24 protein-coding genes and 1 other annotated feature are annotated in these 22371 nt (G+C 39.1%); of the genes, 19 read left to right on the forward strand and 5 right to left on the reverse strand.

Translation table 11 applies throughout. The features are described 5' to 3' along the window. Positions 1–6: 6 nt before the first annotated feature. From L0M85_RS05990 to L0M85_RS06025, 8 genes are all read left to right on the forward strand, one after another. Positions 7–1239 (forward strand): glycosyltransferase family 4 protein, encoded by a 1233-nt coding sequence (locus L0M85_RS05990; protein ID WP_048789138.1) that lies wholly within the window; start codon positions 7–9, stop codon positions 1237–1239. A gap of 98 nt (positions 1240–1337) precedes the next feature. Further along, a complete protein-coding gene (locus L0M85_RS05995; RefSeq protein ID WP_048789137.1) occupies positions 1338–2486 on the forward strand; it encodes a glycosyltransferase family 1 protein in 1149 nt (382 codons plus the stop codon). Continuing rightward, positions 2483–3424 (forward strand): glycosyltransferase family 2 protein, encoded by a 942-nt coding sequence (locus L0M85_RS06000; RefSeq protein ID WP_048789136.1) that lies wholly within the window; start codon positions 2483–2485, stop codon positions 3422–3424. The genes L0M85_RS05995 and L0M85_RS06000 overlap by 4 nt, the downstream gene beginning before the upstream one ends. Continuing rightward, positions 3424–4233: an ABC transporter permease gene (locus L0M85_RS06005; protein ID WP_048789135.1), complete on the forward strand. Its 810-nt coding sequence runs from the start codon at positions 3424–3426 to the stop codon at positions 4231–4233. Before L0M85_RS06000 ends, L0M85_RS06005 begins: the two co-directional genes overlap by 1 nt. Next, positions 4233–5432 (forward strand): ATP-binding cassette domain-containing protein, encoded by a 1200-nt coding sequence (locus tag L0M85_RS06010; RefSeq protein WP_048789134.1) that lies wholly within the window; start codon positions 4233–4235, stop codon positions 5430–5432. The genes L0M85_RS06005 and L0M85_RS06010 overlap by 1 nt, the downstream gene beginning before the upstream one ends. Beyond that, the gene (locus L0M85_RS06015) at positions 5433–6293 is read left to right on the forward strand and encodes a rhamnan synthesis F family protein (RefSeq protein WP_023023650.1); all 861 of its coding nucleotides are present in this window, start codon (positions 5433–5435) and stop codon (positions 6291–6293) included. Between the two features lie 598 nt (positions 6294–6891). Further along, positions 6892–8769, forward strand: coding sequence for an LTA synthase family protein (locus L0M85_RS06020; protein ID WP_238656667.1), 1878 nt, complete (start codon positions 6892–6894; stop codon positions 8767–8769). Positions 8770–8898: 129 nt separating this feature from the next. Further along, positions 8899–9387: an EbsA family protein gene (locus tag L0M85_RS06025; protein WP_238656668.1), complete on the forward strand. Its 489-nt coding sequence runs from the start codon at positions 8899–8901 to the stop codon at positions 9385–9387. Here L0M85_RS06025 and L0M85_RS06030 read toward each other — a convergent pair. Next, complete coding sequence (locus tag L0M85_RS06030) at positions 9384–9581, reverse strand: ferredoxin (RefSeq protein WP_156676542.1); 198 nt, start codon at positions 9579–9581, stop codon at positions 9384–9386. The genes L0M85_RS06025 and L0M85_RS06030 overlap by 4 nt on opposite strands. Positions 9582–9626: 45 nt before the next feature. Here L0M85_RS06030 and L0M85_RS06035 point away from each other — a divergent pair, with 45 nt between their 5' ends. The 7 genes from L0M85_RS06035 (at position 9627) to L0M85_RS06065 (ending at position 14289) form a co-directional block, all read left to right on the forward strand. After that, positions 9627–10070 carry an SAG1386/EF1546 family surface-associated protein gene (locus L0M85_RS06035; RefSeq protein ID WP_156676541.1) on the forward strand — a complete coding sequence of 148 codons (444 nt, stop codon included), beginning with the start codon at positions 9627–9629 and terminating at the stop codon, positions 10068–10070. A 10-nt stretch (positions 10071–10080) separates the two neighbouring features. Then, a complete protein-coding gene (gene cmk / locus L0M85_RS06040; protein WP_156676540.1) occupies positions 10081–10764 on the forward strand; it encodes a (d)CMP kinase in 684 nt (227 codons plus the stop codon). 20 nt (positions 10765–10784) lie between these two features. Then, positions 10785–10915: a sequence feature (ribosomal protein L20 leader region), on the forward strand. Positions 10916–10930: 15 nt separating this feature from the next. Next, entirely contained in the window at positions 10931–11461 is a 531-nt protein-coding gene (gene infC / locus L0M85_RS06045) for a translation initiation factor IF-3 (RefSeq protein WP_006597373.1), read from the forward strand. Positions 11462–11494: 33 nt separating this feature from the next. Beyond that, on the forward strand, positions 11495–11695 hold the full coding sequence (gene rpmI / locus L0M85_RS06050) for a 50S ribosomal protein L35 (protein ID WP_003003453.1): 201 nt from the start codon (positions 11495–11497) through the stop codon (positions 11693–11695). A gap of 49 nt (positions 11696–11744) precedes the next feature. Beyond that, complete coding sequence (gene rplT / locus L0M85_RS06055; RefSeq protein ID WP_000124834.1) at positions 11745–12104, forward strand: 50S ribosomal protein L20; 360 nt, start codon at positions 11745–11747, stop codon at positions 12102–12104. A 132-nt stretch (positions 12105–12236) separates the two neighbouring features. After that, on the forward strand, positions 12237–12704 hold the full coding sequence (locus tag L0M85_RS06060; protein WP_023023644.1) for a cytidine/deoxycytidylate deaminase family protein: 468 nt from the start codon (positions 12237–12239) through the stop codon (positions 12702–12704). A 91-nt stretch (positions 12705–12795) separates the two neighbouring features. Next, entirely contained in the window at positions 12796–14289 is a 1494-nt protein-coding gene (locus tag L0M85_RS06065) for a hypothetical protein (protein WP_236127907.1), read from the forward strand. A gap of 42 nt (positions 14290–14331) precedes the next feature. Here L0M85_RS06065 and L0M85_RS06070 read toward each other — a convergent pair whose 3' ends face one another. From L0M85_RS06070 to L0M85_RS06085, 4 genes are read right to left on the reverse strand one after another with little or no spacing between them, the layout of a single operon-like run. After that, positions 14332–15189 carry a cysteine ABC transporter substrate-binding protein gene (locus tag L0M85_RS06070; RefSeq protein WP_125330057.1) on the reverse strand — a complete coding sequence of 286 codons (858 nt, stop codon included), beginning with the start codon at positions 15187–15189 and terminating at the stop codon, positions 14332–14334. Positions 15190–15200: 11 nt separating this feature from the next. After that, positions 15201–15959, reverse strand: coding sequence for an amino acid ABC transporter ATP-binding protein (locus L0M85_RS06075; RefSeq protein WP_048688064.1), 759 nt, complete (start codon positions 15957–15959; stop codon positions 15201–15203). Position 15960: 1 nt separating this feature from the next. Next, complete coding sequence (locus L0M85_RS06080) at positions 15961–16638, reverse strand: amino acid ABC transporter permease (protein ID WP_238656669.1); 678 nt, start codon at positions 16636–16638, stop codon at positions 15961–15963. After that, positions 16598–17278, reverse strand: a complete 681-nt coding sequence (locus L0M85_RS06085) for an amino acid ABC transporter permease (protein WP_238656670.1) — start codon at positions 17276–17278, stop codon at positions 16598–16600. The genes L0M85_RS06080 and L0M85_RS06085 overlap by 41 nt, the downstream gene beginning before the upstream one ends. 233 nt (positions 17279–17511) lie before the next feature. On the opposite strand from L0M85_RS06085, the gene L0M85_RS06090 reads away from it, so the two are divergent. The 4 genes from L0M85_RS06090 to L0M85_RS06105 all read left to right on the forward strand — a co-directional run bounded on the left by L0M85_RS06090 (position 17512) and on the right by L0M85_RS06105 (position 22359). Then, positions 17512–18009, forward strand: a complete 498-nt coding sequence (locus tag L0M85_RS06090) for a hypothetical protein (RefSeq protein ID WP_238656671.1) — start codon at positions 17512–17514, stop codon at positions 18007–18009. 194 nt (positions 18010–18203) lie between these two features. Beyond that, the gene (gene metK / locus L0M85_RS06095; RefSeq protein ID WP_238656672.1) at positions 18204–19394 is read left to right on the forward strand and encodes a methionine adenosyltransferase; all 1191 of its coding nucleotides are present in this window, start codon (positions 18204–18206) and stop codon (positions 19392–19394) included. A gap of 305 nt (positions 19395–19699) precedes the next feature. Continuing rightward, complete coding sequence (locus L0M85_RS06100) at positions 19700–20134, forward strand: CopY/TcrY family copper transport repressor (protein ID WP_156676534.1); 435 nt, start codon at positions 19700–19702, stop codon at positions 20132–20134. Beyond that, the gene (locus tag L0M85_RS06105) at positions 20131–22359 is read left to right on the forward strand and encodes a heavy metal translocating P-type ATPase (RefSeq protein ID WP_238656673.1); all 2229 of its coding nucleotides are present in this window, start codon (positions 20131–20133) and stop codon (positions 22357–22359) included. The genes L0M85_RS06100 and L0M85_RS06105 overlap by 4 nt, the downstream gene beginning before the upstream one ends. Positions 22360–22371 lie beyond the last annotated feature (12 nt).

Consider the following 22371-nt stretch of genomic DNA (forward strand, 5'->3'; position numbering starts at 1 on the left):
GTTGCGATGACTAAAACAATTTTATTTATTTCACCTACTGGAACAATGGATAATGGCGCCGAAATTTCAATTTTTAATTTAATGAAATTTTTAGTTAGTAAAGGCTTTCGAGTCTTAAACGTTTTCCCTGATTATCGTGTACCAGTTCAAAAAAATTATTTGGAGCAGATGAAGAAAGCTGGAATTCAAGCTATTGGTATTCCAGCAGTTAAGTGGTGGTGGGAAGAAGCTCCAGGTGGATTACCTGGGACACATTATCAGCGAGTAAAAAGTTACGAGGATAATATTAAAAGAATTCGAGAGATTTTGAATCAGAATAAAGTTGATTTAGTTATTAGTAATACAGCTAATGTCTTCCAAGGAGCTTTAGCTGCAGCTGAAGAAAATATTCATCATTTTTGGTTAATTCATGAATTCCCTGAGGGAGAATTTGGTTATTATAAAGAAAAACTTGAATTTATTGAATATTATTCTGATCAAATTTTTGCTGTGTCTGGTTCTTTGCAAAAGGAATTATCACAATTATTAACTGATAAGAATATTTTAAGTTTTATACCATACTCTGAAATAAGTGGTACAAATTTAAAAACCTCTAATTCTCATAGGATTATTCAGATTGGAAGAATAACTGAGAATAAAAATCAGTTGGAATTAATCAAAGCTTATCACAATTTAAATATTTCAAATATTCCATTGATATTTATTGGTGCAGAAGATGAAGAATATGCAAAAAGATGTAAAGATTATGTAAAAAATAATGGCATTCAAAATGTTCATTTCATAGGTTTTCTTGAAAAACCTTGGGAATTTTTAACAGATAAAGATATATGTGTATTTACATCAAAAATAGAAACGTTTGGAATGGTATATATTGAAGCACTAATAAATAGCATTCCAACAATTGTATCGAATAACAAGGGATATAGATCTGTTAAAGACCTCTTTATACAAGGAGAAATGTACTGCTTGGGTGATATACCTGATTTATCAAGACATATCTTAAATTTATTGACAAATTTTTCTATGAAGAAAAATGAAATGGTACAAAATAAAGAAAAAATAACAGCAATATATAATTTAGAAACTGCTTATAAGTGTATATTGAAACATGTAAATGAGGATGTAGAGATTAATGTAAAGGAAAAAGATAAATTTTTAAATATTAAGGGTGTAAAATCATCTAAAATTGATGTATTTAAAAATTTTATTAAAAAATTATTTGTATTAAAAAAGTTATAGAATGATTGCAGACAAATACCGTCACTACAAATGGTTATACAAGCTTTCCTTAAAATGGTATAATTGAACAGACTGTAAATTATTAGAAAGGGAATATTATGCAACACGTTTTTATTATCGGAAGTCGTGGTCTTCCGGCTCAATATGGCGGTTTTGAGACTTTTGTGGACCAATTGGTCTCCCATCAAGTGTCTTCGGAAATCCAGTACCATGTTGCTTGCCTTTCTAATGATCAAGCCTATCATCATTTTGACTACAAGGGTATCGATTGTTTTACGATTAAAGCCCCGAAAATTGGGCCTGCGCGTGTCATCGCCTACGATATGATGGCCATCAACTATGCCTTGAAGGTCGTTAAGAAACAAGGAATTGAACAGCCGATTTTTTATGTTTTAGGCAATACAATTGGAGCTTTTGTGGCGCCTTTTGCGCGTAAGATCCATAAGATGGGTGGACGATTCTATATCAATCCAGATGGACTGGAGTGGAAGCGGGCCAAGTGGGCTAAACCGATTCAAGCCTATCTCAAGTATTCTGAAAAAATCATGACACGCCACGCTGACTTGGTAATTTCAGACAACCCAGGTATTGAGTCCTATATCAAGGAAGCCTATCCTTGGTCCAAGACGACCTATATTGCCTATGGGACGGACTTGTCTCCGACCAGCCTGACCAGTCAGGATAATAAGGTCCGAGAATTCTATCAGAAATGGCAGACACAGGAGAAGAACTATTACTTGATCTTGGGCCGCTTTGTGCCAGAAAATAATTATGAGACTGCCATTCGTGAATTTATGACCTCTTCCAGCAAGCGGGATTTGGTGATCATTTGTAATCATGAAGGCAATCCCTATTATGAAGAACTCCGTGCTCGAACAGGATTCGATCAGGATCCTCGCGTTAAGTTTGTAGGAACGGTTTATGACCAAGACCTCTTGAAGTATATCCGTAAAGAAGCCTTTGCTTATATCCATGGTCATGAAGTGGGCGGAACCAATCCGGGTCTCTTAGAGGCTCTTGCTCACACGGATCTGAATTTAGTTTTAGGAGTCTCCTTTAACCAAACAGTTGCCAAGGACACAGCTCAATATTGGACCAAAGAAGCTGGGAATTTGGCGCATTTAATCAACCAGGTTGATTCTTTAGAAGATGTATCTGAATGGGGTCAATTAGCTAAAACCAATATGAAGCAAAACTTTACCTGGGAAAAAATTGTAGGTGAGTACGAGGAATTATTCTTATCATGAAAGTAAATATCTTGTTGTCCACCTATAATGGTGAACAGTATCTAAAAGAGCAGGTCAAAAGTATTCAAGACCAGACTTATCAAGACTGGCAACTCTTGATCCGAGATGATGGGTCAACTGACGATACGGTAAAGATTATTCAAGAATTGGTGGCCCAGGATGAGCGTATCTGCTTTGTCAATCAAGGAGCCATCGTAAATCTGGGTGTCATCAAGAGCTTCCATGCCCTCTTGAAATATGAAAAAGCTGATCTTTATTGCTTCAGTGATCAAGATGATGTCTGGCTTCCTGAAAAAATTGCTCTTCAAGTAGCAGAAGCGTCCAAGCACCCTCAAGAAGTCCCTTTGCTGGTCTACACAGATTTAAAAGTGGTCGATGAAAACTTGAACGTGCAACATGAGAGTATGATTCGCACCCAGTCTGATCATGCCAATACAGAACTGATTCAAGAGCTGACGGAAAATACGGTAACTGGTGGTGTAGCCATGATTAACCACGCGTTGGCTGACTTATGGACAGGCCAAGAAAAACATGCGCTTCTCATGCATGATTGGTATTTAGCCTTGCTGGCAACTGCTTTTGGAAAGCTCATCTATATCGATCAGCCGACAGAATTGTACCGGCAGCACAGTAGCAATGTTCTGGGTGCTCGAACCCTTAGGAAACGGTTTAAAAATTGGGTTCGCCCTCATATTCTGTTTGCTAAGTATTGGAAGCTCATTGAATCCAGTCAAGAACAAGCAAAAAATTTATTGGAACTGCCAGTCAGCCCCCAAAATAAAGAAATTATTGAAAACTTTGTGACCATTATGGACGTTCCACTGAAAGAACGTCTGAGACGGATTCGTCAGTATGGTTATCGCAAGAACAGGGCTTTTCACACGTGTGTGTTCACGACCTTGATTTTAACAAAGTTTGCATTTAGAGGTGGAAAATAATGTTTGATGTTTTTAGTCAGAAAAATCGAATTTTATTACGAGAATTAATCAAAACAGACTTTAAATTACGCTATCAAGGCTCAGCTATTGGCTACCTTTGGTCAATTCTGAAACCCTTGATGATGTTTAGTATCATGTATGTGGTATTTGTTCGATTCTTAAGATTTGATGATGGAACTCCGCACTACGCAGTTGGATTGCTTTTGTCGATGATTTTTTGGAGCTTTTTTACAGAAGCGACAAATATGGGGATGTTGTCTATTGTTTCAAGAGGCGATTTGTTGAGAAAGTTGAATTTTCCAAAACAGACTATTGTTGTTTCATCGGTACTAGGAGCAGCTATCAACTTCTCGATTAATTTATTAGTTGTGTTCACTTTCGCCTTGATTAATAATGTCTCATTTGGGATTCATACTCTTGTTATCATTCCTTTATTTATTGAGATTTTGTTTCTTTCCTTAGGCTTTGCTTTTATCCTATCGGCTCTATTTGTTAAATACCGTGATATAGGTCCAGTTTGGGAAGTAGTGCTACAGGCTGGAATGTATGCGAGTCCAATTATTTATTCAATTACATATTTATTACAACGAAATCATACTGATGTTGCAAAACTATTGATGATGAACCCAATTGCACAAATTTTGCAAGATATGCGTCACTATATTATTGATCCAGTCAACCCTCGAGGTTGGGAGTTATTTGATAATAAGTTAATTGCATGTATTCCATATTGTATTCCAATAGTTGTATTTATTATTGGAGTTATTGTATTTAACAGAAATTCTAAACGATTTGCGGAGATTTTATAATGTCAAGTAATATTGCAGTTAAAGTTGACCATGTCAGCAAATACTTTAAGTTACCAACTGAATCGACTCAAAGTTTACGAACAACTTTAGTAAACCGATTTAGGGGGATTAAGGGTTACAAAAAACAAGAAGTTTTACGTGACATTTCTTTTGAAGTTGAAAAAGGAGATTTCTATGGTATTGTAGGACGAAATGGTTCTGGAAAATCTACTCTATTAAAAATTATTTCTGAAATTTATGTGCCAGAAAAAGGCACAGTCACTATCGATGGGAAACTGGTGTCCTTTATTGAGCTTGGAGTGGGCTTTAATCCAGAACTGACAGGTCGGGAAAATGTCTATATGAATGGAGCCATGCTGGGCTTCTCAACAACTGAGATTGATGCCATGTATGATGACATTGTAGACTTTGCCGAGTTGCATGAATTCATGAACCAGAAACTCAAGAACTACTCATCAGGGATGCAGGTTCGTTTAGCCTTTTCGGTTGCCATTAAGGCTCAAGGGGATATCTTGATTTTGGATGAGGTTCTAGCGGTTGGAGACGAGGCTTTTCAACGTAAGTGTAATGATTACTTTATGGAACGCAAAAAATCAGGTAAGACGACAATTCTTGTTACCCATGATATGAATGCTGTAAAAAAATATTGTAATAAGGCTGTTTTAATTGAAAATGGGTTAGTTAAAGTAGTTGGAAATCCTGATGATGTTGCAAATCAATATAGTTATGATAATGCAGCAAATCAAAAAGTTTCAAATGATGATGTTACAATTGAGGATGTAGCTGTAAGCAATTTAAATATAAAATTGCTTTCGAATAAAATGTCAAGTCCTGAAGATCCCATTGAGTTTGAGGTGTCATATGATGTTAATCAGGACATAAAAACTTACATAGCTTTCTCGCTAACTGAAATTGATCGCGGTCTTTGGGTATATAATGATAATTCTTTAGATTTATTAACTGATGGAAAAGGGAGGAAGAGTTTCCGCTATTCTTGTAGTTTATCAAGCTTGAATGATATCAAATTAAAACTTCAAGTTTCAGTAAGAGATAGTTCGAATACAATGCTTGCATTTGCAAAGGGAGATAATTCACCTATAATTTTATTAAATCGAACAGATATTTTAGATGATGATTTGTCAGCGAAAGATTCTGCTACCGGATTATTGCAAAGGAATGGGAAATGGGAGACGATGTAGATGAATAGAATTCTACTTTATGTTCACTACAATAAGTCTGATGATTTAAGTAGTCATGTTTTATATCAATTGGAAAAACTTTCCCCACTTTTTTCGCGTATTCTATTGATATCGAATAGTTGCTTATCAACTGAACATTTAAAATCCCTACGAAAAATTGGCATTAATGAAGTTGTTCAACGAGAGAATATTGGGTATGATTTTGCTGCCTGGCGAGATGGTATGAATTATATAGGATTTAATTCCTTGGTAGATTATGATTCGGTTACCTTGATGAACGATACATGTATTGGTCCCTTGTGGGATTTAAAAGAGTATTTTGAAAAATTTGAAAAACAAGTAGATATTGATTTTTGGGGAATGACTAATTTTAGAAAAACAAAGTATTTTAAGGAACATCTTCAGAGTTATTTTGTTTCTTATTCCCGTCAAGTTGTGTCGTCAAAAGTTTTTCAAAAGTTTTGGACAAGTATTAGGGATTATGAAAATATAAGAAGTGTGATTGATCGTTACGAGACAAGATTTACTGGTATTCTAACTAAATCTGGATTTAAATACGGTGTGGTTTTTAATACTATAAATGAAGACGCAGGTAATCTAATTCACCCTGATTTTTCTTATTATAGGCCCGAAGAAATTCTTAATCAACAAGTACCATTTATAAAAGTTAAGGTATTTCAAGTTAATTCTGAACAGACTAATTACATAAAGAGTCAAATCAATAATTTAACTGATTTTCCTATGTCGGTTTTAAATGAACAATTGATTTCAAATGTATATTGTATAACTGATGCGACGGTAGAAAATAAAGATTTTATTTCCAGAATAAAAAAGTTAGTTAGGAGAATATTTAGAAAATAAGATGCTTAACTTTATTAAAAACCAATACATTAAATTATGCTTATTCTTAGTGAGCTTTATTTTATTGTTAATTGTCAATTTTAATTATTTTCTACCTTTCAATTCCACTCATTCAATTTTATATTTTTCGTATTCTCATTATGCTCCCTTACTCTTTTTTATAAGTATTAGTTTTATATCCGTTGTCCTTTCGAAAATTTGGTCAAGATACTTTTTTATTAAGAGTGCTATTATATACTTATTATACTTATTAGGGTCGTATATTATTGAATGTAGTAGAAATGTAAATGTTTTAAAATATAATATTTTTTCTTTTAAAGCGAATGACTTTTTTCAAGTTAATTTTCTCCTATTTCTTTTCTCTATATTTTTAATTGCATTTATTTATCATTATGTAATCTCAATTTATTGCCCTATTTTTGAGAATAGGCTTATTAAAATTTCTGAGTACAAGGAATATTACTCAATATTATTCCACAGCTTCATGTTAATAGGTTTTTGTCTAACTGATTCAAAAATTTATAAAATATTACCGGAAACTGGTTATTTAAGAGATTTATTTACAGACGGTCTGATTAAAAACCAGTTTTCATATTTAATGGAATTAGATAAATTTATTATTCTTTTAATTATCATACTTTTTCCTTTTGTTTTTTGTAGTATTATTGGTATTGATGAATTATACAGAAATAGACCTAAATTCGGTGCTGCCTTAGTCTGTAGTTCTTTTTTTGCTATCACCTTTAATTATACGATTCAAAATAGTATTAGAACAGATGTTACTATTTTAGGTAGAAATTTATTTCCTGGTGCAACCGCCTTTCAAGTACTTGTATTTTTTGCATTATTTTTACTTATTTATTGTTTATTTAATGAGTTTTTATTAAGTACTCTATTAAGTGTATTTTTAATCATTGGTATATCAATAGCTAGCTATTTTAAGTTTCAATATAGGCAAGAGCCTATTTTGCCAAGTGATTTAAGTTGGTTGATGCATCCAGGTATTATGTTCGATTCGCTTGGGCCTCAATCGTATTTTTATGTGTTTTTAATAGTTGCAGTATTTTTGGGTTTGTACTTGTTTTGTAGAAAAATATTACTTTATGGGAGAGTATTGGAAAATTATTATCTAAGAGGAATTGTAATAATTTCTATCTTTTCATTCTTCATTGGTATTTATAGTGTTTTTAAACAGAGAAGAGATGGTAAGGTTGATGACAGTATACCTGTAATTGGTATTTTAAACAATCAACATGATATTTCTTGGTTTGGAAATACAACGAATGCTCAAGTTAAATCATTATCATATGTTTGGTTTTCTCATTTAACATCAGAAGTTATGATAAAACCAAAAGACTATAGTAAAAGTTCTATTCAAAAAATTGAAGAAAAGTACAAAAAAGTTGCGGGTGATATAAATCTAACCAGAAAAGAGAATATAAACGAACAAACAGTCATTTATGTATTAAGTGAAAGTTTTTCTGATCCTTCGCGTATTGAGGATGTGAAAGTATCATCTAATCCAATTCCTAAAATCCAAGAAATAAAAAAACGTACGACAAGTGGTTTAATGAAATCGGATGGCTATGGAGGTGGAACTGCTAATATGGAGTTTCAAACCTTAACTGGTTTACCTATGTATAACTTATCTCCTTCCATTTCTATATTATATACACAAGTTGCTCCAGTCATGAATTACTTTCCTTCAATAAGTAATTCTTTCAATTCTAATAATCGGATTGTTATACATATAGCTAGTCCTAGTAATTATTCGCGTAATATTATTTATGGAAACCTTGACTTTGCTAAATTTATTCATTATGGTAATAAAGGAAAAGAGGGTTACAATATTGGTGGGAATTATAGTGATGAGTCCACTTACCAATTAGTACTAAAAAATATGAATAAAGATAGTCAATTCTTTTCAGTAATGACGATGCAAAATCATACACCATGGAATGAACCTAATCCAATTGATATGAACGCATCTTATCCAGGATTTTCTGATAATGCAAATAATCAATTATCTGCATACATCAGAATGTTATATCATACTGACAATGCCACCCAAGACTTCCTAGAAAAGTTATCCAAAATTGATAAAAAGATTACGGTTGTCTTCTATGGAGATCATTTGCCTGGTTTGTATCCAGAATCTGCCTTTAAGAACTATCCAGAAGGTCAGTACCAAACGGATTACTTTATTTGGAGTAATTTTGAGACTCCTAAATTAGACTATCCTTTAGTCAATTCAAGTGATTTCTCTGCTATGGTCTTTGAACAGACCAACTCTAAAGTCTCACCTTACTATGCTCTCTTGACGGAAGTTTTGAAGAAAGCAAGTGTAGACAAAAAAGCTTTAGAAGGAGAAGCGAGGGAGATTGCTGAAGATTTGAAGATGGTGGAATATGATTTGATCAGTGGTAAAGGCTATCTATCCAAAGATTTCTTCGAGGTACCATCGGCGAAAAATTAATGGAAAGAGACCAGCTTTCATCAATCTGTCATTCAGTGATTTGATCACTAAAATTATTAAAAATAGAACAGGCTTTCCTGTTCTATTTTTGTTGATTTTATGCTAAACTAGTAGAAGGGGGTTCCGCATATGATTAAGATTTTTGGGAAAATCCGATACCATTGGCAGCCTGATTTATCCATGCTAATTACCTATTGGTCTTTATCGGTTATACCCGTCTTTATTGGACTAGCTCTGATGTATGAGAGTTCCAGTATCCCGACGGTGGTACTCTTTTCATTCTTTCTCTTTATGGCCTTGCTGGCTGTAGGAGTTCATCGCTATTTTACCATATACGATGATGGGTTTTTACGGATTATCACGGCGAATCCATTGACTCCTATAAAAGTTCCGATTTCATCGATTGAAAAAGTGGAAGTTACAAAGAATTCCATCAAGTTGATTTTCAACGATGGATCAAGAAGTCGGACCTTCTGTATGCGTAAGTGGCCCAAAAAATACTTTATCAATGCCTTAGCCTTGAATGATTATTTCAAAGGTGAGATTGAGTTGACAGATAACTTTATCCATGTGGACTATTATCAACTCTACTATGCAGATAATGAAAAAAGCTCTTAATCTTTGATAAGAGCTCGGGTTGGACAATTTTTAACCGCTTCTTGGATAGCAGCATCGGTAGGAAATTCCTTTTCCAATCGTTTATCCTCAGAGGCGAACTTAACGATACCATTATCGTGATAGTCGAAAATGTCCGAATATGTTTGGCAAAGGCCACATGCGATACAACGTTCAGGTATTAAGGTTATTTTCATATCTATATTGTAATGATTTTTAGTGGAAAATACAAGGAGGAAGTCATGGCAAAAGAACCATGGGAAGAAGAGATTTATGATGATGGAGAAGAAACATTGAAACGAACAAACAAATTAAATGGGATAAAAGCTGATCGCTTGTTGACCATCTTGGCGATTATTTTCTTTATTATTATTGTAGCGATGGTCTGCTTCTTAGTTTACCTTTCTACAGGTGGAAGCGATAAGAAGAAACAAATGAGCGGTTTCTACAATGGTGAAACAACAGTCGTTTCATCTAGTAGTGCAGCTCCTGTAGCCAAAAGTTCAGAAGCTTCAAGTGATGACGAGTCAGGAGAAGAGACTATCACAGTTCTTGCTGGTGAAGGAGAGGCAGCGATTGCGGCACGTGCTGGAATTTCGATCGCCCAATTGGAGCAATTGAATCCATCTCACATGTCTACTGGTTCCTGGTATGCGAATCCAGGTGATGTGGTCAAAATTCGATAAAGGATAGACTATGAAACAAATTCAAATCGCAATTGATGGTCCTGCATCCAGTGGGAAATCAACTGTTGCTAAGATTATTGCTAAAAATTTAGGCTACACTTATCTCGATACAGGTGCCATGTATCGTGCAGCGACCTATTTAGCTCTTCGTCATGATCTGACTGAAGCAGATGTTGACCAGTTGGTTGATTTGCTGAACCAATATCCTGTGAGCTTTGGGCGCTCTGAAGACGGGCAACAATTAGTCTTCGTAGCTGATGTCGATGTGACTCATCCAATTCGTGACAATGAAGTGACCAACAATGTCTCTTGGGTATCTGCCTTGGCTCCTGTGCGTGAGCGCTTGGTTGCCCAGCAACAACAGATTGCTGCTCAAGGGGGAATCGTCATGGACGGTCGCGATATTGGGACGGTTGTCTTACCAAATGCAGAATTGAAGATTTTCCTAGTGGCTTCTGTAGAAGAACGTGCAGAACGCCGCTATAAGGAAAATTTGAGCAAGGGCATTGAAACAGATTTAGAAGTATTGAAAAAAGAAATTGCTGAGCGGGACTATAAAGACAGTCACCGAGAGGTTTCGCCATTAAAACCAGCAGCAGATGCCATTCATTTTGATACGACTGGTGTCGGGATTGATCAAGTGGTTGCATTTATTGAAGAAAAAGCAAAAAAAATCCTTGACAATCCATCATAAACTTGATATCATATAAAAGTTGAGAAAAGCAGAAGTGAGAACTTCTCGCCTTGCAACTAACGTTGTCTGGCCCCTACGGATCAAGTTTCAGAAATGAAATATAATCATGTAGTGCGGGTTTGCGTTAGCAAGTCCGCTCTTGTTTTTCTCTAAAATAAAAAAAGAGGTGAAAACCATAGCAAAGCAAGACTTATTCATCAATGATGAAATTCGTGTACGTGAAGTTCGCTTAATCGGTCTTGAGGGCGAACAATTGGGTATCAAACCACTTGGTGAAGCGCAAGCACTTGCGGACGACGCTAATGTGGACTTGGTTCTCATTCAACCTCAAGCTAAACCTCCTGTTGCGAAAATTATGGACTACGGTAAGTTCAAATTTGAGTACCAGAAGAAACAAAAAGAACAACGCAAAAAACAAAGCGTTGTGACCGTGAAAGAAGTTCGTTTGAGCCCAGTTATTGACAAGGGTGATTTCGATACAAAACTTCGCAATGCTCGCAAGTTCCTTGAAAAAGGGAACAAAGTGAAGGTTTCCATTCGCTTTAAGGGTCGTATGATCACCCATAAAGAGATTGGGGCAAAAGTTTTAGCCGACTTCGCTGAAGCAACTCAAGATATTGCTATCATCGAACAACGTGCTAAAATGGATGGTCGTCAAATGTTCATGCAGTTGGCACCAGCAACTGACAAGAAATAATCTGTCAGAAAGTTAAAAAAAGGAGAAAATATCATGCCAAAACAAAAAACACACCGCGCATCAGCTAAACGTTTCAAACGTACAGGTTCTGGTGGACTTAAACGTTTCCGTGCTTACACTTCTCACCGTTTCCACGGAAAAACTAAGAAACAACGTCGTCATCTTCGTAAAGCATCTATGGTGCATGCAGGAGATTTCAAACGTATCAAAGCAATGCTTACTCGCTTGAAATAATCGCGTATTTGTAAGTAAAGAATTCTAGGAAATATTGGAGGAAATATAAATGGCACGTGTTAAAGGTGGCGTTGTATCACGCAAACGTCGTAAACGTATTCTTAAATTAGCTAAAGGTTACTATGGAGCTAAACACATCTTGTTCCGTACTGCAAAAGAACAAGTAATGAACTCTTACTACTATGCATACCGTGACCGTCGTCAAAAGAAACGTGACTTCCGCAAATTGTGGATCACACGTATCAATGCGGCAGCTCGTATGAACGGACTTTCATACTCACAATTGATGCATGGTTTGAAATTGGCTGAGATCGAAGTTAACCGTAAAATGCTTGCTGACTTGGCTGTTAACGATGCAGCGGCTTTCACAGCTCTTGCAGATGCAGCTAAAGCAAAACTTGGTAAATAATTAATAAAGAGATCCGCATGGATCTCTTTTTCTTTGAGTGAAGGAATCGGCTGTGACAGTGTCATCTTTTTTTCTTGCTGATTTCGTGCTATAATGAAAAAAATTAGAAGGTTTTTGAAGGAGGACAAGACTGTGGGACATAAACGATTAGCTTGGGATGAGTATTTTGCGGCACAGGCTTTGTTAATATCGAATCGGGCAACCTGTAAGCGGGCCAAGGTGGGTGCTGTATTGGTCAAGGATCATAAGGTGGTTGCGACGGGCTACAATGGCTCTGTCTCTGGTACAGAACATTGCTTGGATCATGACTGTCTCATGGTGGAAGGGCATTGTGTCCGGACCCTCCATGCAGAGGTCAATGCTATTTTACAGGGAGCGGAACGGGGGATTCCCAAAGGTTTCACAGCCTATGTGACCCATTTCCCTTGCCTCAATTGTACCAAGCAGCTACTTCAAGTTGGTTGCAAGCGGGTTGTTTATATCCATCAATACCGCATCGATGAGTATGCCGAGTATCTCTACCGTGAAAAAGAAGTAGAGCTAGTCCATCTTCCATTGGAAGTGGTCAAAGAAGCTATTGCAGAGGCAGACTTTATTTAAGAATGGCTTGTTGTCTCACTAGCTACAATTAAAAAGAAAGCTCGTTTTTGAGTTCACGCTTCACTGATTCGTCTAGAGGAAGGAGATTTTGATGAACCGTAAAATTTGCTACCTCATTCTCTTACTAGTCCAGGTTCTTGGAGCTCTTTTTCAAGTATTTATGATCTTATCCGGAGAGCCTGGAAATGGAGAGAATCCCTCTATCATCTGGTTGTCAATCCTTCAGATTCTTTTATGGCTACTTATTCAAGTCTTTCTCACAGTAAAAATCTGGAAAGACCAGGGGAAGCAGGAAGGGCTTCTTATATATGCTCTCTTCCTAGTTCTCAGCATCTTTTGGCCACAAGAGGTTCCTATTGCTTTGTTTGGTACTGAGGTGGTGATGAGACTTTCTCAACTTCCAACCTTAGCGATTGTCTTGATCATGATTAATAAGGTGGAGTGGCCTCGTCTTCATTCTTTGGTTGGTCAGGAAGGAACCTGGTATCCAATCGTTCCATTGGTTTCCTTGGGGATCAGTGTCTTACAATTGGTAGATCGGATTCCTGTTGTCCTACGCTTGTGGAATATATTGGATCATTCAAAATCTGACTTTTACTGGAGATTATTTGAAGGTGTGGATCAAGAAGTCCTGCTTATCATCTTGTTGTCTAGTTTCCTCATCATTAAGAATCAGAAGGTCCTATTTGTGCTCAGTTGCCTTTATGGTTGTTACTATCTCCCTTCTGTCATGCTAGACCTGCTCGTTTTAAAGACGACTGCACCCATTCCTTTTTACCATTCTGTCATTTCCGTTTACCTGATTTATAAACAGAAGGAAAGTTTGCAGAAGCTCTTTGGGGCTCGGTCAAGCGCCCTTTCGGACCAAGAAGGTGTTGCAAGTGGAGATGAAGAAGAGGTAGCTGAGCGGTTAGAAAGTCAAAGAGGTTCGGATGAAGTGAGCTCCGGAAATAAGGAATCTTCTTCCTTATTATCCGATTTACTTTCTTACCCAAAACGATATGGCTATCCTAATGTATTCGTCTTGATGAAAGAAAAATTAGTCATCGCTCCTCTTGTTATGTTATTTGGGAACCAATCGAGTGATAGAAGTGAAAGAGTAGTAACAAAGGGCTTAGTGGCTGGGCAAGAAAGGCCTACAGTGGATGTGACAGTTGAGCAAGACAACAATAGCAAGCAGTCACTTGAGACATCCAGAGAGCCTGTTAACGGTGAATTAAGCAAGGAAGAAAATGCATCGTCTCCTAATTCCTATCTCTTTGCTCTTCCAAAATGGCTCGGTCTTACTTATTATGGCTTGGGCTTCGTCGGACTCATCTTGACCGGCCCTTTTGCCTTCATGATTTTTTATGCAACGAGTATCCATTTGATCCTATTCACCATCGGCTTTGTCTCAACCCAGTTCGCTTTGGCGATAGATTCTCGACTACTTTGGGCATCAGCATGTATTTTCTACGGTCTATCAGCTGTTTATGGCTTGCTGTGGCCACTACAGCTCCTCTCTGTCTGTTTAGCCATCGATGTCCTACTAGGTACTTTCTTTTGGGTGAAACGACCAAAGGATACTAGGGAAAATAGTTTTTGACAAGAAAAAAAGGCTCTATCATTGCGATAGAGTCTTTATTTGTTATTTCACTTCGCCACCTTCAACAACGAGGTCATCTGCTTTTGCAGCATCGCCGTAGGTTGGGTGAAGAGTTTTTTCATAAGCTTTGTGGAAGAAGTTTTCTTTTCCAAGCTTTTGAATGTCATCGTTAATGAAATCGAGGAGTTCTTTGTTTCCTTTTTGAACCGCTGGTGCGATCGTATCTGGATCACCAAGTGATGTAATTCCAACTTCGTATCCTTTGTTTTCAAGAGCCCAAGCAAGGACTTCTGTGTTGTCTGTTGAGAAGGCATCGCCACGTCCATCTAGGAGAGCTTGATAGGCATCGCTGTATTGGTCATATTTTTGAAGTTTCACTTCTGGATGGTTCTTTTCGAAGTAAGTTTCAGCAGTAGTTCCCTTGGTTACGATCAAGGTCTTTCCTTCCAATTGTTTCACATCAGTGATGACTTTATCCTTAGGAGATACCACACCGAGTGAAACCTTCATGTAAGGAAGGGCGAAGTCTACTTGTTTCTTCCGCTCATCAGTAACGGTAAAGTTAGCTAATGTGATATCCACTTTATTGGAGATCAAGTATTCCGCACGGTTAGCCGCATCCACTGATACATATTTCGGTTTGACACCAAGGTCTTTAGCTAATTGGTTTCCTAGTTCGATATCGTAACCTTGGTAGGATCCATCATTATCAACATAACCAAAAGGTTTTTTGTCTCCAAAGACTGCGATACGAAGCTCGCCACTTTTCTTGATTTCTTCAATGGTACGTGCTTTAGAGCCGGTAGAAGAAGTTGATGACTTGCTAGAGCCGCAAGCAGTGATAAAGATCAAAGCGAGAGCGAAGGTAAAAAGAACTAAAATTGGTTTAATGAATTTCATAAAAATCTCCTTTATAGATATGAGCCAAATTGGCTAAAGTCAAATACATTTAAAAATTCTTGTGCTCGTTGGGTTTGTGGGTTGGTAAAGAAGGAGTGAGCACTTCCTTCTTCGGCAATTTTGCCCTGATCCAAGAAAATGATCCGATCGGCAATGGCTTGTGCGAACTGTAACTCGTGGGTCACCAGAATCATGGTCCGTCCTTCTTGGGCCAGGTCGTTGATGAGTTCTAGGACTTCCCGGACCATCTCAGGGTCTAGAGAGGCTGTCACTTCATCGAAGAGGATAATTTCTGGATGCATGAGGAGGGAGCGGACGATGGCTACCCGTTGCTTCTGTCCACCAGACAATTGCCTTGCGTAGCTATGTTTCTTCTCCAAGAGACCGACCCGTTCCAGTAACTCTTCTGCTTCCTTGATGACTTCCTCTTTAGCTCGTCCTTGGGCTTTTGTAGGACCAAGAATCAAGTTTTGGAGAACGTCTAAATGGGGGAAGAGTTCATAACTTTGGAAGACCATCCCAATCTTTTGGCGGACCAGATGGAAGTCTTTTTGGTTTTTGGTTATGGATTGACCATCCAAGAGGATATCGCCAGCTTGGATAGTTTCTAAGCCATTGATACAACGAAGGAGGGTACTTTTACCACAACCAGAAGGCCCCAAGACCACCACGACCTCCCCTTTTTGAACCTTGAGCGAAAGGCCTTGGAGGATAGGAGTGTCTCCAAAGGATTTTTTTAGGTCCTTGATTTCTAAAATGGTTTCAGACATATTAATTCCTCCAGTGGTTTTCTAACTGTCCTGCTAATTTGGAAATAGGGAAGCAAACGATAAAGTACAAGACTAAAATGGTTCCATAAATCCAAAAAGAAGCGGTTGGGATGGTCAGGCGGTTGCTATCGATGATTTGTTGGCCGACCTTGGTAACTTCTACAACCCCGATGAGGACCACTAAGGAGGTTGTCTTAATCATACGGGTAATCAGGTTAATAGCTTGTGGAAGCAATCGTCTGAGAACCTGTGGGATGATAATGTAGTGGTATAGTTGAACCTTGCTTAATCCTAAGGCTTGTCCACTTTCAAACTGGTGTTTTGGAAGAGAAGTGATGGCCCCTCGAACCAAATCCCCCATCTCAGCTGTTCCCCAAAGGGTAAAGACGATAATGGCTGAACTTTCACCAGAAATGTTTATGTTGAAATTTCGGGCCAAACCGAAGTAAACAATAAAGAGCAAGACCAACTGGGGCATGATTCGAATAAATTCGAGATAAAAGCGAGTGAGTAGACGAATGACTTTTGAGTGAGAAGTCATCACGATGCCGAGGAGGGTTCCAAGGATCATGGATAGGAAGACAGAGATAATGGAAATCCCAATGGTCACACCCAAGCCCTGGAGTATTCGAAGGAGATTATTTCCCTGAAAGAGTACCTGAATTCCCGAATCCTGCATGGCGTAATCTCCTTTCTATCCAACTAAAGAGAAGTGAAATCGGTAGTAAGAGGAGCAGATAGGCAATGACCAACATGGCCAAGGCGATGTCTGTCTCGTAATAGAGTCCGATCAAATCTTTTGCTACATACATGAGGTCAGCTAAAGCGACTACAGAGAATACAGAGGTCTCTTTAATCAGGAAAATGACATTGGCGCTAAAGGAAGGCAGAGCCACTGCGGTCGCTTGTGGTAGGATCACATAGCGAAAGACCTGTCTGGGTGTTAGCCCAATGGAGAGACCGATTTCATGCTGGGTTTGACTGACAGCTTCTAGACCGCTTCGGAAGGACTCAGCCATATAGGAACCACCTAAAAAGATGAGACCAATGGTTGCACAAATCTCTGAAGAAAGGACGATTCCTATCCTTGGCAAGCCAAAGTAGAGGAAGAAGAGCTGAATCAAGAGCGGTGTATTTCGAGAAAGTTCGATGTAACAACCAGCTAGTTGACTTAAAATCGGTAGACGATAATGTCGGATGATACTGACAATCAGTCCTAAAAGAAATGAACCTAAAATTCCCCATAGAGCAATGTGGAAGGTTAAGAAAAAGGCTTGCTGGTAGAGTGGAAAATATTGTTCAACAATTGACCAATCCAAAAATGATTTCCTCCTCTCTAATGAGTAAGGAAAAAAGAAATGCTCCCTTACTGATTAGAAAATAATACAGTCATTGTAACACGAAAAAAATAATTTGAATAATATGGATAATTTATCAACTTGATAGAAAAAATTTATCACTCATCATAGCCGATGCAATGGATCATCAAAAGGTGTATAATAGGAGTAAGAAACACCAAATAACGTAACTTTATAAAAGAGGAGGAATAGCGATGACAGACCAAGGTCCAAAGTATGAATCAAACCAAGGGCATCAAGGTCTGCCTGAGGGGGCTGTTCAGCCACCAATGGCGACGCCAGTTCCAGAAAATGCTATTCAGCCATCAACGATGGGGCCAAATCCAGAAAATCCAGCTCAGTGGCCAATGATAGAGCAAGGTTCAGAAAAACCTGTTCCTAATACAGGGCTTCTAACTTTTGTATTTTTCCTAAACATCGGCTATCTTGGACTGTTTATAGGCAGTGCTCTGATGGTAGGAGGATGGGCAATTGCCTTCCTATTCTTTTTGGGATTACATCTGATTTCTTATATTATTGCCACAGTCCTGCTTGGCATTGGAAGGATATTCGCCAGTAAGGAGATTCTATTTGTCTCTGTAGCTTTCTTTTTCATCTCCATGTTTTTGGCTGGTGATCCGGATTGGTTCCTATTTCGAATTCCATCTATCATTTCCACTATTCTTGTCTTAATAGGCACTTTGCTATTGTAAGGATTAGAGTTGGATAGCAGTTAAGTTCAAAAGATATAGTTTCAAACTATATCTTTTTCTTTTAATAAAAAAAGGAATACTTGTGCAAAATCGTGTTATAATAGTTAGGTTATATGGTCCCGATAAGGTGGTAGAAAGCATCTACCAGTTCTTTGTAACTCTATAACGATTATTTTTTAAGGGGGGACATTTTTATGTCAGAACGTAAATTATTCACGTCTGAATCAGTATCTGAGGGGCATCCAGATAAGATTGCAGACCAAATTTCAGATGCTATTTTGGATGCTATTATAGAGCAAGATCCAGAAGCACACGTGGCTGCAGAAACAGCTGTTTATACTGGTTCCGTTCATGTCTTTGGAGAGATTTCAACGACTGCTTATGTGGATATCAACCGTGTGGTTCGTGATACCATTGCAGAGATCGGCTATACCAATACTGAGTATGGTTTCTCAGCGGAGACGGTGGGAGTTCACCCATCACTTGTTGAACAGTCACCTGATATCGCTCAAGGGGTTAATGAAGCCTTGGAAGTTCGTGGGAATGCGGATCAAGATCCACTTGACTTGATTGGAGCTGGTGACCAAGGTCTCATGTTTGGTTTTGCGGTGGATGAGACAGAAGAACTCATGCCATTACCAATTTCACTCAGCCACAAGTTGGTTCGTCGTTTGGCAGAGCTACGTAAGTCGGGTGAAATTAGCTACCTTCGACCAGATGCCAAATCGCAAGTTACGGTTGAGTATGATGAAAATGACCAGCCAGTGCGCGTGGATACAGTCGTTATTTCAACACAACACGATTCAGAAGTGAGCAATGAACAAATTCACCAAGATGTGATCAACAAGGTCATCAAGGAAGTGATTCCAGCTTCTTATCTTGATGATGAGACAAAATTCTTCATCAATCCAACCGGTCGTTTCGTTATCGGTGGACCTCAAGGTGACTCTGGTTTGACTGGTCGTAAGATTATCGTAGATACCTATGGTGGTTACTCACGTCACGGTGGTGGTGCCTTCTCTGGTAAGGATGCGACTAAGGTTGACCGTTCCGCTTCTTATGCAGCTCGCTATATCGCTAAAAACATTGTTGCTGCAGGTCTTGCTAAGAAAGCAGAAGTGCAATTGGCTTATGCGATTGGGGTGGCTCACCCTGTATCTGTTCGTATCGATACTTTCGGTACAGGAACAGTTGCTGAAACCAAATTAGAAGCAGCAGCGCGTCAAATCTTTGACCTTCGTCCTGCAGGGATTATTCAAATGTTGGATCTCAAACGTCCAATCTACCGTCAAACAGCGGCTTATGGACATATGGGACGTACTGATATCGATCTACCATGGGAACGTTTGGACAAGGTAGAAGCCTTGAAAGAAGCAGTTAACTAATGAGATAGAAAGGAGGCTGGGACAAAAGTCCTAGCCTCTCAATTATCTTTGGATTGTCGAGCAAGACGCAGTGGTTGAGTGGGCTCTACTACGCTGATTTCATCAGCTTTAACGGCCCTACTCAACTGTGCGGAGGTGGGACGGCGAAATCGAATTCTAACGAATTACCGATTTCTGTCCCACTATCTTTTTATGAAATTAATCTACAAATGTAAACAAAATGATTGACAAGCAAAATGGAAGGTGTATAATAAAACTACAAATGTAAATCAATTGTTCTTGATGAGAGCTAGAAAGGTAAAAGAATGGCAAAGATTTCAAGTGCGGAATGGGAAGTCATGAGAGTTCTCTGGACCAAGGGGGGAGCGACTTCTACTGAAATAACCAAGATTCTCTCCACCAAGCAGGACTGGTCAGCTTCGACGGTGAAAACCCTCTTGGGACGGTTAGCAGATAAGGGCTATTTGACAAGCCGAAGAGAAGGTCGGACCTATTTGTATCAGGCCATCCTCAATGAAGAAGAGGCAAATTTAACAGCTGTCCAAGAAGTCTTAAGCAAGATCTGCTTGACCAAGCATGGTCACATATTAGAACGATTAATCCAGCAAACTCCTATGACCGAGGAGCAAATGAAGGGGTTGCAAGACCTCCTGGCTTCGAAAGTGAGCGTGGAGCGGGTTCAATGTGATTGCCAACCTGGCCAGTGTCACTGTGCCAGTCATGTGGAGGAAGAGATATGAAAGAAGAAACTTTTGTTGTCAATGGGATGACCTGTGCATCCTGTGTCATCAATGTTGAGAAAGCTGTCAACCATCTGGACGGTGTTGAAAAAGCGACAGTGAACCTAACCACTGAAAAAATGACGGTTGAATATCAGGGGAAACCTTTGAGTCCAGAGGCTATTTCAAAAGCGGTAGCGGATGCCGGTTATGAGGCAGTAGTATACAATCCAGATACAGCTAAGAGCCAAGAAGAGCGAGAAGGTGACAAGCTACAATTGATCCGAAAACGCCTCTTTTGGTCTTCCGTCTTCACCCTGCCTCTCTTTTATCTAGCAATGGGGCCCATGATTGGCCTACCGGCACCTGCATTTGTTTCACCTGATCAAGCACCAGTGGTTTATACTCTTGTTCTTTTGGCCTTGACCATCCCTGTGATGGTTTTCGGTCGAGCCTTTTATCAAAATGGCTTCCGAACCCTTCTAAAAGGCCATCCCAATATGGATGCTTTGGTGGCTTTAGCGACTAGTGCAGCATTTCTTTATAGTCTTTATGGGACTTATCACATTTTGCTTGGCCACCACCATCACGTGCACCAGCTTTATTTTGAATCTGTAGCCGTGATTTTAACCTTGATTACTTTGGGTAAGTATTTTGAAACATTATCAAAAGGGCGTACTTCTCAAGCTATCAAAAAGCTCATGCATCTGGCGGCTAAAGAGGCAACAGTCCTACGTGATGGAAAGGAAGTGAAACTACCTGTAGAAGACTTGGTCATTGGAGATCATATCCTAGTCAAACCTGGTGAAAAAATAGCCGTTGATGGTCAAGTGGTTTCCGGACAATCAGCCATTGATGAAAGCATGCTGACGGGTGAATCTATCCCCATCCAAAAAACGGAAGGCAGTCAAGTTTACGCAGGTTCCATTAATGGACAAGGTAGTTTGGTTTATCGGGCTGAGAAAGTTGGTCGGGATACCTTACTAGCACAAATCATTCAACTGGTGGAAGATGCCCAACAAACCAAAGCACCGATTGCTAAGATTGCTGATCAAGTGGCAGGGGTCTTTGTCCCTGTAGTCATGGGGATTGCCCTCTTATCAGGCCTCTTTTGGTACTTCATCATGGGTGAGACCTTCACCTTTGCTATGACGGTAACGATCAGTGTCTTGGTCATTGCCTGTCCATGTGCGCTAGGCTTGGCGACTCCGACAGCCATCATGGTGGGGACAGGATTAGGAGCAGAGCATGGGATCCTCTACAAGAGAGGGGATGTCCTTGAGTTAGCTCACCAAGCGCAAGTATTGGTCTTCGATAAAACGGGGACCATCACTCAAGGTAAACCTCAGTTGTCATCTTCCTATATCTATGGTCAGAAGAACCATGCCTTACAACTCCTAGCTTCTCTGGAAGCCAAGTCCGAGCATCCACTAGGACAAGCTATTTTGGAAGCTGCGAAAGAAGCACAGGTAGACTTGTTAGAGATGGAACACTTCTCTAGTCTAACAGGAAGAGGACTCACTGCTAGCTATGGTGGGAAGGTTTATCTGGCTGGGAATCAAACGCTCATGGAAGAGGAAGGGGTCGATATTCAACTTGCCAAGGCTGACTTGGAAGATTTAACTCAGGATGGACAAACCCCGATTTTCATAGCTGAAGATGGACAACTCATGGCCTTATTTGGGGTAGCAGATCGGATCAAGGAAGATAGTTTAGAAATGGTCGCTAGTCTAGAAAAAATGGGCAAGGAGGTCATCATGCTGACTGGGGATAATGAACGGACTGCTCAAGCGATTGCCAAGAAGGCTGGAATCCAGCAGGTCATCAGTCAAGTCCTTCCTCAAGAAAAATCACGGGTGATCCAAGATTTGCAAGCAGAAGGCAAGTCTGTAATCATGGTGGGAGATGGAATCAACGATGCACCAGCTCTTGCAACAGCGGATATCGGGATTGCCATGGGATCTGGGACAGATATCGCCATGGAAAGTGCCGATATCGTCGTCATGAAACCGCAATTAATGGATGTTGTCCGAGCCTTGGAAATTAGTCGTTACACGATTAAGACCATCAAGGAAAACTTGTTCTGGGCCTTTATCTACAATGTTTTAGCCATTCCGGTGGCGATGGGGCTTCTCTATCTCTTTGGTGGCCCGCTCTTAAACCCGATGTTAGCAGGTCTAGCCATGAGTTTTAGTTCAGTATCGGTTGTACTGAATGCTCTAAGATTAAAGAGAAAAGAATTGTAAGAACAAGGAGAA

It is taken from the genome of Streptococcus sp. DFI.7.26, assembly GCF_022240605.1.
Lineage (GTDB): Bacteria > Bacillota > Bacilli > Lactobacillales > Streptococcaceae > Streptococcus > Streptococcus xiaochunlingii.